A 17154-nucleotide genomic window follows, 5' to 3' on the forward strand; every position below is an offset into this window, starting at 1 on the left:
TCGTGTTGTTTCCCCGATGATTCGCCAAACCGCACCTGCGAATCATCCATAAGGAATCAGAGGTGATTCGCCTTGTCCAGAGCCCAGCGGAAAAGTTGATAAATACTTACCGGCAGGTCAGGCGAGCGTGCGTTCCACGATGTCGCGCAGATCGCGTGAAAGCTCCTTTGCCTGGGAGATGGTGGCGAGGGCCTCGCGCGCGTGCTCCTGGCGCTTTTTCTCCAGCGACCTCCACGACCTGAAGGCGATGGCCAGCCGCGCGGCCAGCTGGGGATTGTCCTTCTCGATCGCCAGCACCGTCTCGGCCAGGAACCGGTATCCCTCGCCGTCGGCGCGGTGGAAGCCGGTCTGGTTGGCGCTGGCGAAGGTGCCTATCAGCGCCCGCACACGATTGGGGTTGGCGAGCGAGAAGGCCTCGTGCGCCATCAGCCCGCGAACCCGCTCCACCGCGTCCGGGCCGGGCGTGGTGGCCTGCACCATGAACCATTTGTCGAGCACAAGCGGATTGCCGCGGTAGCGTTCCTCGAACTGCGCAAGGGCCTGCGCGGTCTGCGGGCTGTGCGGAAACTGGTGCGCGAGAACGGCGAGGGCGGCGGCCATCGCCGTCATGTTGTCGGCCGTCTCGAATTGCCGCGTGGCATGTTCAGGCGTGCCGGTGCCGGCGCTCAGATAGTCGAGAAGCACGTTGCGCAGCGCCCGCCGGCCGGCGCTCGCGGCATCGGGCGTGAACGTTTCGCCGCTGTCGAGCGCTTCATGGAGTTCTCCGAAAGTGCCGGCGCACTGACTGCCGATGGCCTCTCGCAGCCCGGAAATGGCGGCATGGATGGCGTCGGGATCGATACTGCTGCCGATCTCGCGCGCAATGTCGGCCTCCGCCGGCAGCGTCAGGGCCTGGGCGCGGTAGGCGGCCCCCAGCGTTTCGTCGGATGCGATCTCGGCCGGATAGGCAAGCAGCTCATCGGGAAATGCGGCCTCCTTGCCGCCTCTGATGCGCTGTGTCGCCTCGATCAACGCTTCCGTGAAGAGCGTGTTCAGCGCCTGCCAGCGCGAGAACAGGTCATTGTCGTGGCGGGCCAGGAACATGCGGTCCTCGGCGGAGGCTTCGAGCGAAAGCGTCACGGGCGCGGAAAACCCGCGATTGAGCGAGACGACCGGCCGCGCGCCGATGCCTTTGAAACGGATCACATGCTTGCGCTTGCGCACATGGATCACGCCGTCCTCGACAGTGGCGCCGTCGGCGCCGTCGAACGTCATATCCTCGCCGTTCGACCCGACCAGGCCGAAGGCCAGCGGGATGTGCATCAGGCGCTTGCGCGCCTCCGATGGGGTAGGGGGCACGCTCTGCTCGATCTCCAGCGTGAATTCCCGCGCGCGCCCGTTATAGCGGCCGCTGGCGGTTATGTTCGGGGTGCCGGCCTGGTGGTACCAGAGAGCGAACTGGGCGAGGTCGGCGCCGGAGACCTCCTCGAAACAGCGCACGAAGTCCTCGATCGTGACCGCCTGGCCGTCATGGCGCTCGAAGTAAAGGTCCATGCCCGCCCGGAACTTGTCCGCGCCCAGCAGCGTGCGGATCATGCGCACGACCTCGGAGCCTTTTTCGTAGACGGTGGCGGTGTAGAAATTGTTGATCTCGCGGTAGCGGCGGGGCCTTACCGGGTGGGCAAGCGGGCCTTGGTCTTCCGGGAACTGATGCGCCCGCAGCGTCCTGACCTCGGCAATGCGCTTGACTGCCCGCGAACGTTGGTCGGCGGAGAATTCGTGGTCGCGATAGACCGTCAGCCCTTCCTTCAGGCAGAGCTGGAACCAGTCGCGGCAAGTGATTCTGTTTCCAGTCCAATTATGGAAATATTCGTGGGCGATGATGGCTTCGATATTGGCGAAATCCATGTCCGTGGCCGTCTCCGGGTCGGCCAGCACGTATTTGTCGTTGAAGATGTTGAGGCCCTTGTTCTCCATCGCGCCCATGTTGAAATCGGAGACGGCGACGATGTTGAAGACATCAAGATCGTATTCCCTGCCGAAGCGCTCCTCGTCCCAGCGCATGGAGCGTTTGAGCGCGTCCATCGCATAGGTCGCGCGCGCCTCCTTGCCGTGCTCCACATAGATGGCAAGCGTCACATCGCGCCCGGATGCGGTGGTGAAGGTGTCATGCACCGCGCCGAGGTCGCCGGCCACCAATGCGAAGAGATAGGACGGCTTGGGGTGCGGGTCGTGCCAGACCGCGAAATGACGGCCGTGCTCGAGTTCTCCGCTGTCGGTCGGATTGCCGTTGGAAAGCAGCAGCGGTGCCGTTTTCCTGTCGGCCTCCAGACAAACCCGGTAGACGCTCAGGACGTCCGGCCGGTCAAGGAAATAGGTGATGCGGCGAAAGCCCTCGGCCTCGCATTGGGTGCAGAAAACGCCGTTCGAGACGTAGAGCCCCATCAGCGCCTTGTTGGCCGAAGGGTCGGTGCGCGTCACCAGCGTCAGCTCGAACCTTTTTGCCGGCGGCGTGCTGCGCAGGACGAGCCTGTCCGCTGTCGCCTCGTAGTCCGATTCGGCGACCGGCGCGCCATTGACCAGCAGGCTTTCGAGCGTCAGCCCGTCGCCGTCCAGAATCAGCGGCCTGTCGGCAGCCACGCCGTCCCGCCTTTCCACCGTAAGCCGCGCCTCGACCCTGGTATCGGCGGAATCGAGCTGGAACGTCAGGTCGGTCTCGGGGATGAGGTAGTCGCTCGGGCCGTAGTCCTCGAGACGGAACACCTGGCCGGTATCGGTGCGCATTCAACATACTCCGGAAGGGTCCAGGCTCGCCGCGATGCTGGACCAACAAAATCGACTGTGGCTCTTTACACGATGGAGCGGGTCGACAAAACTGGCATCATCTCTATGTCTTCATTGGTTTCCATTTCACGGGCAAGGAACTCGGTATGACGGTTCTCACACCGAAATTCGGCATGGGCGCATCCGTGCTGCGCAAGGAAGACCGGAACTTCCTCACCGGCAAGGGGCGCTACACGGACGACATCACACCGGCCGGCACGCTGCATGCCCATGTGTTGCGTTCGCCCATGGCGAAGGCCAGGTTCACCATCGGCTCCCTGGACGAGGCAAGGGCCGCGCCCGGCGTGCACCTGGTACTCACCGGCGCCGACACGGCCCATCTGGGGAACCTGAAATCCGGCGCGATGCAGAAGCAGCCCGACGGCACGTTTGCGCCCACCAAGGACATTCCGATCCTGTGCCGTGAACGCGTGCAATATGTGGGCGACGCCATCGCCTTCATCGTGGCCGACAGCCGCAGCCAGGCGCAGGACGCCGCCGAGCTGATAGAGATCGACTTCGAGGACGAGGACCCAATCGTCGATACGGCGGCCGCGCTGGACGATGGCGCACCGCTGGTCTGGCCGGACCTCGGGAGCAACCGGGCCTTTCGCTACCATGTCGGCGACAAGGCGAAGTCGGAAGCCGCGTTCGCCAAGGCCGACCGCGTGGTCGAGACCTCCTTCAAGAACAACCGCCTCGTTTCCAACTACATGGAGCCGCGCGCGGCGCTGGCCGAATGGGACGCGGCGAGCGAGCATTTCACGCTCACCACCGGCTCGCAGGGCGTGCACTCCATGCAGGAGATATTGGCGAAGCAGGTCTTCGGAATCGGCAAGGACAAGCTGCGGGTGATCACGCCGGACGTGGGCGGCGGCTTCGGTCCCAAGACCTTCGTCTATCGCGAATACGCTCTGGTGATGGAGGCGGCCAGGCGCCTCGGCAGGCCCGTCAAATGGACCGGCGACCGCACCGAGCATTTCATGACCGACGCGCAGGGCCGCGACAACGTGGTCAAGGCCCAGATGGCGCTCGATAAGGACGGCCGCTTCCTTGCGCTCCGCGTCAATCTCATCGCCAATATGGGCGCCTATATCTCGCAATACGGTCCCTTCATTCCCTTCGTCGGCGTGTCCATGTCGACGGGCGTCTACGACATCCGGGCGCTCGACGTGACCATCGACGGCGTCTACACCAACACCTGTCCGGTCGACGCCTATCGCGGGGCCGGGCGGCCGGAAGCGGCCTTTCTCCTCGAAAAGCTGGTCGATGAATGCGCCCGCCAGACGGGCCTTGGCCGCGACGAGATCCGGCGCCGCAATTTCATCCGGCCCGAGCAATTCCCCTACACCACGCAGACCGGCCGCAAATATGATGTGGGTGAGTTCGAGGGGCACATGAACTTGTGCATGGAGCGCGCCGGCTGGGCCGACTTCGACAAACGGGCGGAAGCGGCGGCCCGGCGCGGCAGGATCCGCGGCATCGGCATGGCGACCTATATCGAGGCATGCGCCTTCGCCGGCTCGGAGCCCGCCCACGTCACGCTCAACGGGGACGGCACGGTGACGCTGGCCATCGGCACCCAGTCGAACGGCCAGGGTCACGCCACGGCCTACGCGCAATTTGTCGCCGAAAAGCTCAATCTCGACATCGACAGGATCACCGTCCACCAGGGTGACACGAGCGTGCTGGCCAAGGGCGGCGGCACCGGCGGCTCGCGGTCCATTCCGCTGGGGGGCGTCTCGGCCTCCCGCGCCGGCGAGGACCTTGCCGAAAAGATCAGGAAGATCGCCGCCGACGAGCTGGAGGCCTCCGCCGCCGACATCGAGCTGGTGGACGGCACCGCCCGCATCGTGGGCACCGACCGCAGCCTTGATTTCTCGGCCATCGCCAAGGCCGCCAGGCAGCCGGACGACCTCAAGGGCTTCGGCGAATTCGTGCAGGACGAGGCGACCTATCCCAACGGCACCCATATCTGCGAGGTGGAGATCGATCCGGCCACCGGCGATACGCTTCTCGTCGGCTACTGGATCGTCGACGATTTCGGCGCGACGGTGAACCCGGTTCTCCTGGCCGGGCAGGTTCATGGCGGCGTTGCCCAGGGTGCCGGCCAGGCGCTGACCGAGGACACGGTCTATTCCGAAGACGGCCAGCTCGTCACCGCCACCTTCATGGATTACGGCATGCCGCGCGCGGACCTTCTTCCCGACATCCATTTCGAAACCCGCAACGTGCCCTCGACCACCAATGCCATGGGTATCAAGGGCGCGGGCGAAGCAGGCACCATCGGCGCGACGCCCGCCGTCCATAACGCGGTCGTCGATGCCCTGTGGCGTGCATACGGCATCAACCACATCGAGATGCCGTCAACGCCGTCGCGCCTGTGGAGCGCCATCCGGGAGGCTTCGGGAAAAGGGTGAACCCGGATTTGCCTAGCCCTGCATGGCGGAAAGCGGGGGCGCGCGCGCCGCTTTCCGCTCGTGCCGTCCCTTATGCTCCACGCGGGGCGCGCGCATGCCGGCCATAACCGATTTGGGCTCTTCGAGCCGACCGCTGATAGGCATTGCGCTGAAGGTCGTATCGGTGACGATCTTCGTCTGCATGTCCTCTCTGATCAAATATTCGGGCGACGTGCCGCCAGGGCAGATCGTCTTCTTCCGATCCTTCTTCGCCATCTTCCCGATCTTCGCCATGCTCGCCTGGCAGCGCGAGTTGGCTACCGCCTTCCACACCTCCAGGCCGTTCGGGCATATTGCGCGCGGACTTGTCGGCGTCGTGGCCATGGCCTTGGGCTTCTACGGCCTGACGAAGCTGCCGCTGCCCGACGCGATCACGCTGAACTATGCCCAGCCGCTCATCGTCGTCGTTTTCTCCGCCCTGTTCGCGGGCGAAACCGTGCGCATGTATCGCTGGAGCGCGGTCGTCGTGGGCTTTGTCGGCGTGGTGATCGTCGCCTGGCCCAAGCTGACCCTGTTGAGCGGCGAGGGGGGCATGGCGGCGGAGCAGGGGCTCGGCGTCATTGCCGTCCTGGCCGCCGCGGCCTGTTCGGCCGTCGCCATGCTGCTTGTGCGAAAGCTGGTGCAGACCGAAAGGACGGCGACCATCGTCCTGTGGTTTTCGGTCACCGCCACCGTCATGTCGCTCGTGTCGCTCCCCTTCGGCTGGATTGCGCTATCCAACGGCCAGATGCTGGCGCTCGTGGGTGCGGGCCTTTGCGGCGGCGTCGCGCAAATCCTGATGACGCAATGCTATCGCTATGCCGAACTGTCGACGATCGCGCCCTTCGAATACACGTCGATGGTCCTTGCCATCGTTATCGGCTATTTCGTCTTCAAGGACGTGCCGACGCTCTACACGCTCGTCGGCGGCCTCATCATCGTGGGCGCCGGCCTTTTCATCATCTGGCGCGAGCATCGCATCGGCCTCCAAAGAAGCGCGGCCCGGCGTTTCGTGCCGCCGGGCTCGTAGATGCCTGTGCTTTTGAAGGCGCCTACCACAAAGGTCCGTGGCGCTCCTCTTCCTTCAGGCTGCCGGAGCCGAAGTGAAAGCGCGCACCGGCCATAAGCGTGCCGGTCCTGACCTTGTCGGAGGTCGCATGGGTCTTCACCTTTGCGGTCTCATGGCGATATCCGGCAAAGACGCTGAAGGGGCGCTCGTCGAAACGGTAGTTGGCGAGCGCGGACAGTGATGTCACGTCATAGCGCGCCTCGTCCGACGAAAGGCGGTCTATCCCGCCTTCGAGGTCGAAGCGGATATTGTCGTTGTAGTAGTAGCGTATGCCGGCCTCCGCCAGGAGATGGTCCGCGTCCAGACCGGCAAGGGAGCTCTTGCCGAAACCGACTTTTCCGATGAGCGTCATGTTGTCCAGGAAGTAGGCGCCTTCCAGCCCGCCGACGGTGTCGGTAAGTTTTTGCTCCGCGCTCGGGGGAGCCAGGAGGGACGACAAACGAGCCTTCGCCTTGGAGCCCTGGAGAAAGGCCCCCAGCGCGTACCGGTCCGGGTGGCGCTGATAGGCGTGCAGCGTGCCCGAAAAGCTCGTTAGGCGCAGATCGTCGATCTTGCCCTCGTGGTAGGCGCCGTCCAGCTGGATATTCCATCCATCGGGAAGGCCGGTATGAACCGTGCCCCGCAAGGCCCATCCGGCTCCCTTGAGTTCGCCATTCTCGAGCTTGCTCTCGGACTTGTGCAGATGGCCCTCGACATAGCCGGTCGTTCCGCCGCCTATCGCGGCAAGGCCGGACTCCAGCTTGGCCAATCCTTCATGCTTGGACGCGCATCTGCATGGAGGCTGCGGAGACAGATCCGCAGCGTCCGCCATCGATCCCATGCTTCCTAGAAACAGCGCGCAGGCGATTGTAAGCCCCCCGAAAGACTCTTGAGCGGTCATGCCGGCCTCCGGGTTTAGTGACACGACAAGAATGAAAAATTCTAGTTAAGGTTGAGTTAATCGAAGAAAGTGTCTTAAAAATTGCATATGCAGGTCCGCCCGGTTCCTGCAGGGCGACGAACTTCTCGCCGTCCGCGCGCTCCCGGCGCCTATTTGCCGGGCCGCCCCTCGCGCTGCCGCAGAAAGCGCGCCGTGGCATCGTCGGCGGGAAAGAACGTCTCCAGCGCCAGCTCCGACAGGGTGACGTCGAGCGGCGTTCCGAACACAGTGGTGGTGGTGATGAAGGAGAGTTCTTCCTGCCCCGCCCGCAGGCGCAGCGGAACCGCGATCGTCTCGGCCTCCGCCGGACGTTTGCCCCTCTGCGCGGCTCCCGCCGGATAGGCCGCAAGTTCCTTTTCGAGCGCATAGAGCTGCGGATCGGCAAACTGCCCGTTAAGCTGCTTCAGCCGCTCCAGCACATGGTTTCGCCATTGCGCCAGATTGACGATGCGCGGCGCAATTCCCTTCGGATGCAGGCTGAGCCGCAGCACGTTCACCGGCGGCGAAAGCAGCGCCGTCTCTTCGACGCCCTCCAGAAAGGGCGCGATCGCCTCGTTGGAGGCAACCATGTTCCAGTGCCGGTCGATGGCGATGGCCGGGTTGGGGGCATGGCCGTCGAGGATCCGCTGCACCGCGTCCATCGCGGGCTTCAATGCCGGATCGTCCAGGCTGCGCTCGGGAAAGGAAGGCGCGAAGCCGGCGGCCAGCAGCATGCGGTTCTGTTCGCGCAGGGGCAGCGAAAGGCTGTGCGCCAGAAGCAGCACCATGTCCCGCGAAGGCCTGGCACGTCCGCTCTCCACGAAGCTCAGATGGCGCTGCGAGATGCCTGCCTCCAGCGCCAGGTCGAGCTGGCTCAGCCGCCTCCGCTTGCGCCAGTCCCGCAGCAGGTCGCCGGGGCTGTCATTTTCCATGCTTCTCGTGTCCATGGCCGCAAGCTACCTCGCCTGAAGCATCGATACCATTACCTCCCGCGTAATCGCCTTGAGCGCCGGAAACGGTCAATCTTTCGGCGTGAACCGGCGAGCGCCGGCCCAATCGAGGAGAAAGATCATGAGCCAACCCATCACCCCATATCTCCGCAAGGTCCTCCTGCTGGACGCGGCCGTCAGCGGCGCTGCGGGCGTTCTGATGATCGGCGGCGCCGGCGTCCTGTCCGGCCTGCTGGCGTTGCCATCCACGTTGCTGTTCTGGTCCGGCCTCGTGCTCGTGCCGTTCGTCGCGGTGCTGGTCGCCGTCGCCCGCCGGTCCAGCGCACCGCGCATCGTGCTCATCGACATTGTGGGCGTAAACGTGCTGTGGGTGATCGCCAGCTTTGCGATCATGGCCATTGGTATCGTCCAGCCGAACCTTCTGGGTGTGCTCTTCATCACCGCGCAGGCTCTGGCGGTGGCCCTGTTCGCCGCCCTTCAAGCGGCGGGGCTACGCGCGGCCGTGGTGCCCGGCTAAGGTTCCAGCCGCGCTTTCACCGCGAGGAAATCCCGCCATGCCAGCTTCTTGTGCGCCGGATTGCGCAGCAGATAGGCGGGGTGCAGCGAGGGCAGGGTGGCGATTTTCTCGCCGCCCGCCGTTTCGTGCTCGGCCCATTTGCCGCGCATCCGCATGATGCCGGTCGTGGTCCGCAGCAGCAGCTTGGTCGACGGATTGCCCAGTGTCACCAGCACTTTCGGTCTCACCAGTTCGATATGCCGCTCGATGAAGGGACGGCATATCTCGGTCTCGATGGGCGAGGGGTCGCGGTTGCCGGGCGGCCGCCAGGGGATGACGTTGGAGATGTAGGCGGATGTGCGGTCGCGTCCGATCGCCGCCAACATGCGGTCCAGCAGCTGCCCCGAGCGCCCGACGAAAGGCAGGCCCTGCAAATCCTCGTCGCGGCCCGGCGCCTCGCCCACCAGCATCAGGTCGGCTTGCGGATTGCCGTCCGCGAAGACGAGGTTCTTGGCGGTCAGCTTGAGATTGCAGCCGTCGAACCCTTCCAGAATCGACCGCAACTCGTCGAGCGTTGCCGCCTGCCGCGCCAGTTCGCGGGCCCTCGCCGCCTGAGCCTCGTCGGGTACGCTGGCCGCCGGCGCAATGGCAGGCGCGGCCGCGCGCTCGGATCGGGCGGCGGGGGCCGGGGCGGGCGCCGGAGGAGGGGACGGCGCGCCACGTGCGGCACTGCCGTGCGGCCCGGCCGGTCTCTCCCGTGCCGCAGGTCCCTCCGAAAAGCGGTCGACAGCCTCCTCGCACAATGCCTCCTCGACGCCGGCGTCGGCATAGAAGGCAAGCAATTCCCGCAGGCCGAAACTCGTGTCGGAGGCTTCTGTTTTCATGGCGCCAATCTTGTCTCTCGCGCGCCCCAATGCAAGCTCACGAAAGAGGAATGCGGGGGTCCTGCACCAGATAAAACGGCGAAACGGGTGTCAGGTCGGTGATCAGGATGGAGAAACTGGCTGTTTCATCCGGGTCGACCTTGCCCTCGCGGAAAAGCAGCCGGTCATGCGGCTCGAAATTGCGATCATGAAGCTCGAAACTGTCGGATCCCATTCCGCGCGGCTCGAACCGCCGCTGGTCGAACGACAGTCCGTCGCCATAGGTGCTGGGCTGGCCCGGTTCCTCCTGCAGTTCGAACTGAAACTCGATCCAGCCGAGCCCGCTCGCGTTGCGTGTGCGCAATGTCAGATAGAGCGCGGTGCCGGGCGACCCCGGTATGGTGCGCGGGCCGGCGTCCGGCCCGTATCCACGGATGACGAGCACGACCGGGCTCGCCGAGTAGAACTCCTGGGTCAGCACAACCGGATCCCGCCGCGTCCCCTCGCCATGGGCCTCCACGATGCGGAAGCCGCCCATCTCGTCGGAAAACCGATAGCCGCCAACCGGCCATTGCCCGTCGTCCGCAGGCCCTGCCGCGGGAGTGATGAAGGCGGCCGAAACGGCCACCAGAATTTGCGAGAGGCTCCACATGTCCTCACCTTCGGCCGGCGCGTGTTCGGCCATCGCGTGCCGCTGGCCCATTGTAGCGCATGCACGGCCCCCGGGGGAGAGGGGATCGGAGAGGCCTTGAATTACCTTTACGTAAAAGTATAAATTGCAGACGCGTTCCGGCCCGCGCCGGCCCTGTTCGGGCGAGCGAACATGCGCTATAGGCCGGGACGACGATAAGAGGCAGCCGGCGCATCGTTGGCGTGGCAACCGGGGAGACAGGAATGAGCGAGACCGAGCGCGAAAGCATGGAATTCGACGTCGTCATCGTCGGCGCGGGGCCCGCAGGGCTGGCCGCTTCCATCAAGCTGAAGCAGCTCAATCCGGAGCTTTCCGTGGTCGTTCTGGAAAAGGGCGGCGAGGTCGGCGCGCATATCCTTTCCGGCGCGGTTGTCGATCCCATCGGCATCGATCGCCTGCTGCCGGACTGGCGGGAGGACGAGAGCCACCCCTTCAAGACGCCGGTCGCGGACGACCGGTTTCTGGTCCTCGGTCCGGCAGGGTCGCTGCGCCTGCCCAATTTCATGATGCCGCCGCTGATGAACAATCACGGCAACTACATCGTTTCGCTCGGCAATGTGTGCCGCTGGCTGGCCGAGAGGGCGGAGGCGCTGGGGGTCGAGATATATCCGGGCTTCGCCGCCACCGAGGTGATCTACAACGACGAAGGGGCCGTCATCGGCGTGGCCACCGGCGACATGGGCGTGCTGCGCGACGGCAGCCGCGGCCCCGCCTATGCGCCCGGCATGGCGCTGATGGGAAAATACGTGCTGATCGGCGAAGGCGCCCGCGGTTCGCTCGCCAAGCAGCTGATCGCCAGGTTCAAGCTCGACGACGGCCGCCAGCCGCCCAAATTCGGCATCGGCCTCAAGGAGCTGTGGGAGGTGAAGCCGGAGAACCATCGGCCGGGCCTTGTGCAGCATTCCTTCGGCTGGCCGCTGGACATGAAGACCGGCGGCGGCTCCTTCCTCTATCATCTGGAGGATAACAAGGTTGCGGTCGGCTTCGTGCTACACCTCAACTACAAGAATCCCTATATCGCGCCCTTCGAGGAGTTCCAGCGTTTCAAGACGCATCCGGCGATCGCCCCGACTTTCGAGGGCGGCAAGCGCATCTCCTACGGCGCGCGGGCCATCACCGAGGGCGGCTTGCAGTCCGTGCCCAAGATGTCCTTTCCCGGCGGGCTGCTCATCGGCTGCTCGGCCGGTCTCGTAAACGTGCCGCGCATCAAGGGGTCGCACAATGCCGTGCTGTCCGGCATCATGGCCGCCGAACACGTCGCGGAGGCTCTTGCCGAAGGCCGGGAGAACGCCGACCTGACCGCTTTCGAGGAAGCCTGGCGCGCGTCCGACATCGGCAAGGATTTGAAGCGCGTCCGCAACGTCAAGCCGCTGTGGTCGCGCTTCGGCACGCTGGCGGGCGTCGCCCTGGGCGGCATCGACATGTGGACAAACCAACTCCTCGGCTTCTCCTTCTTCGGCACGCTGAAGCACGGAAAGTCCGATGCCGAGGCGCTGGAGCCGGCCGAAAAGCACAAGCCTATCGACTATCCCAAGCCGGACGGCGTGCTCACCTTCGACCGCCTGTCCTCGGTCTTCCTGTCCAACACCAACCACGAAGAGGACCAGCCGGTCCACCTGAAGGTCAAGGACATGGAACTCCAGAAGCGTTCGGAATTCGCCGTCTTCGCCGGCCCCTCGACCCGCTATTGCCCGGCAGGCGTCTACGAATGGGTCGATGCCGACGGCAACGCGCTGGCCGGCGGCCCGGGAGCCTCCAAGAAGGGTGGCGAGGCCAGGACCAGCCGCGAGGCCCGCTTCGTCATCAACGCGCAGAACTGCGTCCATTGCAAGACCTGCGACATTAAGGACCCCAACCAGAACATCGATTGGGTGCCTCCCCAGGGCGGCGAGGGGCCGGTCTATTCGGGGATGTAGCTCTGCTTCACAGAGGTCCTGGCCTGCATGATCGGCTGTTCCTCGCTGCCCGGCTCGATCTCGAACGACATCAGCACCGGCAGGTGGTCTGATCCCACGTCTTCCAGCCGCTCGATCGACAGCGTCCGCACGCGGCCCTTGGTCAGAATGTGGTCGATCGGCAGGCCGGCATAGCGGCGCAGGAAGTCCGGCAAGGGCCGCTTGAGCCATGTCGGTCCCACCCATCGAGGCGCCGTCAATCCGCCCGCGGCCTCGACCATCCGCGTCGTCACGCTCCACGGCGATGCGTTGAAGTCGCCGGCCAGAATGGCGGTGGGGCCGAGCGATGCCAGCGCCGGACGCACCCGGTTCACATGTTCATGCTGGTCGAATGGCCAGGGCCAGCCCAGATGCAGCGCCGCGACGGTGATGGTGTTGCCGCCCAGACTGATGCTGGCCGTCGCCATCGATCCGCGATCGAGACAGGCAGTTGCTGCCGGATGCCGGAAGGGTCGGCGCGACAGGATGGCGACGCCCCCGATATGGGCCCGAGCCCTGCAGACGATGCGATGGGGATAGGCCCCTTCGATGAAGGCGAGCTCGGCCCGCCACATGTCGGAAACCTCGGTGAGAACCACCACATCCGCGTTCGAGTGGCCGATCAGGGACAGTACCGCCTTGGGCGTTGCGTTGTCGTAACGCAGGTTGAGATGCAGGAGCCGGTAGCGCGCCGAAGGCTCTTGCGATACGGCCGCTACCGCCAGTCCGCCGCCACCATAGGTCAGCGTCGACCCGACAGCACCTGCGCTCAACACCAGCGCCATCAGTGCGATCTGGCGCCAGCCGCGGAAAAACAGAAGCGGCAGGGCCAGAAGAGCCACCAGCGCGGCCAGGTGAAAGCGGAAATGTACCAGCGCGTCGAACGCCGGATGCAGCGCGCCCCAGTAGCCGGCGACCAGCGGCAATGTGGCAGCCATGGCGGCGATGGCGAGCAACGGGCAGGCCCAACGGCGGTGGCCCCGCAATTCCGACGCGCCTCCTGCTTCCGCCGTCTCCGCCATCGTGCGCCTGCTACTGGAAGGCCGTTTCGGAGAAGCTTCTGAGCTTGCGCGAATGCAGCCTTTCCGGCGGCATCGCCGCCAGCTTTTCGACCGCACGTATGCCGATCTGCAAATGCTGGGCGACCTGCCGCTTGTAGAAATCGGTGGCCATGCCCGGCAGCTTCAGCTCGCCATGCAGCGGCTTGTCGGAAACGCACAGAAGCGTGCCGTAAGGCACGCGGAAGCGGAACCCGTTGGCGGCTATCGTGGCCGATTCCATGTCGAGCGCGATCGCCCGCGACTGCGAAAGCCGCTGCACCGGCCCCCGCTGGTCGCGCAGTTCCCAATTGCGGTTGTCGATGGTTGCCACCGTGCCTGTGCGCATGATCCGCTTGAGATCGTAGCCGGAAAGCCCGGTGATCTCCGCGACCGCTTCCTGCAACGCCACCTGCACCTCCGCCAGGGCCGGCAGCGGCACCCAGACCGGCAGGTCGTCGTCCAGCACATGGTCTTCGCGCACATAGGCATGGGCCAGGACGTAGTCGCCCAGCGCCTGCGTGTGGCGCAGGCCGGCACAATGGCCCAGCATCAGCCATGCATGCGGCCGCAGCACTGCGATGTGATCGGTGATCGTTTTCGCGTTGGACGGGCCGACGCCGATATTGACCATGGTGATTCCGCAATGGTCGGGACGGGTCAGGTGGTAGGCCGGCATTTGCGGCATGCGCTGCAGCGCCGTTTCCGGCGGCGTGGTTTCTCCGGCCTGCGTCACGATGTTGCCGGGCTCGACGAAGGTCTCGTAGCCTTCGCCTCCCCGCGCCATCGCCCCGCGCGCATAGGCGCAGAACTCGTCGATATAGAACTGGTAGTTGGTGAATAGCACGAAGTTCTGGAAATGGTCCGGTGCCGTCGCCGTATAGTGCGAAAGCCTGTGCAGCGAATAGTCGATGCGCTGCGCCGTGAACGGCGCCAGCGGCATCGGGTCGCCCGGCGACGGCTCGTGGGTGCCGTTGACGATGTGGTCGTCGGTGGAGTTCAGATTGGGCACGTCGAAAAGATCGCGCAGAGGCCGCTTGAGCCGGTCCGCGACCGAGCCTTCCACATAGGTGTCCCTCAGGAAGGCGAAGTGCAGCGGTATCGGCGTGTCCGATTCGCGGACGATGATCGGCACCCCGTGATTGCGGATGAGAAGCCCGAGTTGCTCGGTCAGATAGGGGTCGAAAAGATCCGGCCGGGTGATCGTGGTGCGGTAGGTGCCAGGCTCGGGCACATGCCCATAGGCGAGCCGCGTATCGATCTGCGCAAAGGATGAGGTCGCGAGGCTGACTTCCGGGTAGTAGGCGCGATATCGGCGCTCGCTCTCGCCCGTCTTGGCCACGTGGACGAAGGCATCCCGCAGGAACGCCGTGTTCCGGTCGTAGATGGCTTTCAGCGCATCGACCGCCGCGCGCGGATCGGAAAAAGCCTGCCGCGCGCTGGGCTCGGGGCTGGAGATGGTTTCAATCGGCTGAGGATAGATTCGCTTGTCCATGTCCCATTATAGGCACTCACGGTGACAGTTTCGAGGCCTTGTTGCTCACCGGCGGCAATGTGCGAAAAAGTCTACTGTGCCCGCTGCAGGCTCACCATGAGCACGAAGCCGGCCCCGCTGGACTTCTGGTAGGTGCCCTCGATGATATTTTCATTGCCCGCCCGCACCGTGCCGACAGCTGCCAGAGGAATGCTGACCATGCAGGCAAGGGCGATAAGCCCCGGGAGCATGCGCATGCCGTTCGTCATGAAATTTCTTGCCTTCATTTCTCACCTGCCCGCCCGCCCCGGGGCGACTTGCGAGCCGTGCTCAGATAGCGCACAGGCTCTTGACACTATGATCGAGGCAGGAGTCCACCGTCAGGTTGCCGCGCCAATAGCCGCCCGAACGACTGGCCTCGGCAACCATGACCGCGGCCACCATGCCGGCGATCGCCATCAGCACACAGATCGCCGTAAAGCCACGCGTTGCCAGCATGAGGTGTCTCCTTCATCGTTCCGGCAATATGCCCGGACGTGCCTGAACGGCGACTGAGAAGGCTGTTCATCGGCCGTTCAACTTCGTAAATGCGAATAAACTATCCGTTCCAGATATCGTAAACGGCCCCATATGTCGAGCGTTCCTCCCGGTCTTTTTGCCGTCATTGCGATGTGGCGGAAACGTGCCTATGTCTTGGAGGAAACAGGAGAGAGGCGAATGAGCGAGCAGCATCAACCGATAGAACTTCACTATTGGCCGACGCCCAATGGCTGGAAAGTCTCCATCATGCTGGAGGAACTGGGCGTTCCCTACGAAGTTCACTACGTGAACATCGGCAAGGGCGAGCAATTCCGGCCCGAGTTCCTGAAGATCGCGCCCAACAACCGCATGCCGGCCATCGTCGATCCGGAGGGTCCGGGCGGCGAACCCATCTCCATCTTCGAATCGGGAGCCATCCTCCAGTATCTGGGCCGCAAGTTCGGCAAGTTCTATCCGCAGGACGAGCGCCAGCGCGTGGAAGTGGAGCAATGGCTGTTCTGGCAGATGGGTGGTCTCGGCCCGATGGCGGGGCAGGCGCATCACTTCCGTCAATACGCCCCGGAAAAAGTTCCCTATGCGATCGAGCGCTACACCAACGAGGTCAACCGCCTCTACGGTGTGATGAACAAGCGCCTCGCCGACCGCGATTTCCTGGCCGGCGACTATTCCATCGCCGACATCGCGTCGGTCGGCTGGGTCAAGCCGCATGAACGCCAGGGCCAGGACCTGAACGACTTTCCCAATCTCAAACGCTGGTTCGAGACGATCATGGCCCGCCCGGCGGTCCAGCGCGGCCTTGCGGTCGGTAAGGAAAAGCGCGGCAACATCGCCGAGGACAAGGAAGCGCAGAAGGTTCTGTTCGGCCAGCGCGCGAGCTGACCTTCGACGCGCTGCAAAAGGGCCGTGCGTTTCGCGCGGCCCTTCTCTTTGCGCGGCGCGTTACATGCGCGACCAGGTTTCGTTGCGGCAGATCAGCCCGCCAAGCACGCAACCGCCCATCTTGAACGAGTTGCCGCTGAGGCTGCCTTTGCCGGAATAGGTCTTGTCGTTGGCCGGGTCCGTCACGGTTCCCGTATACTGCCCGTTGCTTTCCGGCTTGAACTTGCCGATCTGCTTGCCGGCGTGCTCGCCCGTCTTCAGCGTGATGCAGTACTGGCCGCCGCACGGCACGATCTCAGCCGTGTTGCCCGATTTCGTCTTCCAGCGGCCCTCGATGGGATCGGCGAGCGCCGCTCCGCCCGCCATCAGCAACGCGATACCCGTCAATAGCACTCTGCGCATGGTCCCGTTCCTCCCTGTTCGACCGCTCAATTGGCTTACGCAGACGTAAGAGTAATACAACGGCGCGGCAAGCGAAAGAGGATTTCACCTGCTTCCGCCAGCCGGTCCCCAGCCGCTCCCATGCGTGCCGAAACCCGTTTCGTGGTTAGGAAAGCGTTGCCCCCTCTCGTCCTCATTTTAACGAAGCAGCGTGCGAAAGCCCGGCAATCCCGACTTCCTATCCTTAACGGATCCTACCTGTTTACCGAATGTTTGAACTTTGTTTTCGCCTGATTAATCAAGCTGTTTAACGCCGATTTCAATCCTCTCCGCCATTCTTCGATCCATCGCAGCACCGCTCCAGGGGACAAGGAGGGCGGGCCGCTCTCAGGAAGACAGGGGACTTGAAAATGGCACGTTTTGACTTTCAGGAAGCAGGTTCAGGCGCCATCGGGGCAGGTGCGCAGGCCGATGTGATCTTTCAGCTCGGCATGATGTATGCGACCGGCCGCGATTGCGACGTCGACCTGGTCGCGGCGCATAAATGGTTCAACATCGCGGCCATCAAGGGTTCGGCCCGCGCTGCCGAGCTGCGCACCGAACTGGCGGCCAATATGTCCAAGATCGAGATCGCCCGCGCCCTGCGCGAGGCGCGCGAATGGATGACCATGCATTGAGCTTTACGGCATCGGCGGAAAAATG

At 64.3% G+C, this 17154-nt stretch carries 16 protein-coding genes; 6 read left to right on the top strand and 10 right to left on the bottom strand.

All coding sequences use genetic code 11. The features are described 5' to 3' along the window. Window positions 1-117 precede the first annotated feature (117 nt). Entirely contained in the window at window positions 118-2763 is a 2646-nt protein-coding gene (pepN, locus tag NTH_RS17030; RefSeq protein WP_338531132.1) for an aminopeptidase N, read from the bottom strand. Between the two features lie 146 nt (window positions 2764-2909). Between pepN and NTH_RS17035 the strand changes: the two genes are divergently transcribed. Together NTH_RS17035 and NTH_RS17040 are read left to right on the top strand one after the other, a co-directional pair. After that, on the top strand, window positions 2910-5222 hold the full coding sequence (locus NTH_RS17035; protein WP_338531133.1) for a xanthine dehydrogenase family protein molybdopterin-binding subunit: 2313 nt from the start codon (window positions 2910-2912) through the stop codon (window positions 5220-5222). Window positions 5223-5316: 94 nt separating this feature from the next. Continuing rightward, window positions 5317-6270 (top strand): DMT family transporter, encoded by a 954-nt coding sequence (locus NTH_RS17040; RefSeq protein ID WP_338531134.1) that lies wholly within the window; start codon window positions 5317-5319, stop codon window positions 6268-6270. Between the two features lie 22 nt (window positions 6271-6292). Here the strand turns inward: NTH_RS17040 and NTH_RS17045 are convergent, their stop codons facing one another. Both NTH_RS17045 and NTH_RS17050 read right to left on the bottom strand, forming a co-directional pair. Next, window positions 6293-7057 carry a hypothetical protein gene (locus tag NTH_RS17045; RefSeq protein WP_338531135.1) on the bottom strand — a complete coding sequence of 255 codons (765 nt, stop codon included), beginning with the start codon at window positions 7055-7057 and terminating at the stop codon, window positions 6293-6295. A 281-nt stretch (window positions 7058-7338) separates the two neighbouring features. Beyond that, complete coding sequence (locus tag NTH_RS17050) at window positions 7339-8139, bottom strand: helix-turn-helix domain-containing protein (RefSeq protein WP_338531136.1); 801 nt, start codon at window positions 8137-8139, stop codon at window positions 7339-7341. A 139-nt stretch (window positions 8140-8278) separates the two neighbouring features. On the opposite strand from NTH_RS17050, the gene NTH_RS17055 reads away from it, so the two are divergent. Beyond that, window positions 8279-8674 carry a hypothetical protein gene (locus NTH_RS17055; protein ID WP_338531137.1) on the top strand — a complete coding sequence of 132 codons (396 nt, stop codon included), beginning with the start codon at window positions 8279-8281 and terminating at the stop codon, window positions 8672-8674. On the opposite strand, the gene NTH_RS17060 is transcribed toward NTH_RS17055, so the two are convergent. Continuing rightward, window positions 8671-9537: a uracil-DNA glycosylase gene (locus NTH_RS17060; protein WP_338531138.1), complete on the bottom strand. Its 867-nt coding sequence runs from the start codon at window positions 9535-9537 to the stop codon at window positions 8671-8673. The genes NTH_RS17055 and NTH_RS17060 overlap by 4 nt on opposite strands. A 37-nt stretch (window positions 9538-9574) precedes the next feature. Continuing rightward, window positions 9575-10219: a hypothetical protein gene (locus tag NTH_RS17065; protein ID WP_338531139.1), complete on the bottom strand. Its 645-nt coding sequence runs from the start codon at window positions 10217-10219 to the stop codon at window positions 9575-9577. Between the two features lie 191 nt (window positions 10220-10410). Between NTH_RS17065 and NTH_RS17070 the strand changes: the two genes are divergently transcribed. Beyond that, the gene (locus tag NTH_RS17070) at window positions 10411-12123 is read left to right on the top strand and encodes an electron transfer flavoprotein-ubiquinone oxidoreductase (protein ID WP_338531140.1); all 1713 of its coding nucleotides are present in this window, start codon (window positions 10411-10413) and stop codon (window positions 12121-12123) included. Here the strand turns inward: NTH_RS17070 and NTH_RS17075 are convergent. The 4 genes from NTH_RS17075 to NTH_RS17090 form a co-directional block, all read right to left on the bottom strand. Further along, the gene (locus tag NTH_RS17075; RefSeq protein ID WP_338531141.1) at window positions 12108-13163 is read right to left on the bottom strand and encodes an endonuclease/exonuclease/phosphatase family protein; all 1056 of its coding nucleotides are present in this window, start codon (window positions 13161-13163) and stop codon (window positions 12108-12110) included. The two genes, NTH_RS17070 and NTH_RS17075, sit on opposite strands and share 16 nt — an antisense overlap. Window positions 13164-13173: 10 nt before the next feature. After that, a complete protein-coding gene (locus tag NTH_RS17080; protein ID WP_338531142.1) occupies window positions 13174-14673 on the bottom strand; it encodes an AMP nucleosidase in 1500 nt (499 codons plus the stop codon). Window positions 14674-14744: 71 nt separating this feature from the next. Further along, a complete protein-coding gene (locus NTH_RS17085) occupies window positions 14745-14939 on the bottom strand; it encodes a hypothetical protein (RefSeq protein WP_338531143.1) in 195 nt (64 codons plus the stop codon). A 43-nt stretch (window positions 14940-14982) separates the two neighbouring features. Then, window positions 14983-15150, bottom strand: coding sequence for a hypothetical protein (locus tag NTH_RS17090; protein ID WP_338531144.1), 168 nt, complete (start codon window positions 15148-15150; stop codon window positions 14983-14985). Window positions 15151-15369: 219 nt separating this feature from the next. Here NTH_RS17090 and NTH_RS17095 point away from each other — a divergent pair, with 219 nt between their 5' ends. Continuing rightward, a complete protein-coding gene (locus tag NTH_RS17095) occupies window positions 15370-16071 on the top strand; it encodes a glutathione S-transferase family protein (RefSeq protein WP_338531145.1) in 702 nt (233 codons plus the stop codon). Window positions 16072-16131: 60 nt separating this feature from the next. Here NTH_RS17095 and NTH_RS17100 read toward each other — a convergent pair whose 3' ends face one another. Further along, window positions 16132-16473 (bottom strand): DUF2147 domain-containing protein, encoded by a 342-nt coding sequence (locus NTH_RS17100; RefSeq protein ID WP_338531146.1) that lies wholly within the window; start codon window positions 16471-16473, stop codon window positions 16132-16134. Between the two features lie 389 nt (window positions 16474-16862). Here NTH_RS17100 and NTH_RS17105 point away from each other — a divergent pair, with 389 nt between their 5' ends. Continuing rightward, window positions 16863-17129 (top strand): sel1 repeat family protein, encoded by a 267-nt coding sequence (locus tag NTH_RS17105; RefSeq protein ID WP_265515635.1) that lies wholly within the window; start codon window positions 16863-16865, stop codon window positions 17127-17129. Window positions 17130-17154 lie beyond the last annotated feature (25 nt).

This window comes from Nitratireductor thuwali (assembly GCF_036621415.1).
GTDB classification, from domain to species: Bacteria; Pseudomonadota; Alphaproteobacteria; order Rhizobiales; family Rhizobiaceae; genus Chelativorans; species Chelativorans thuwali.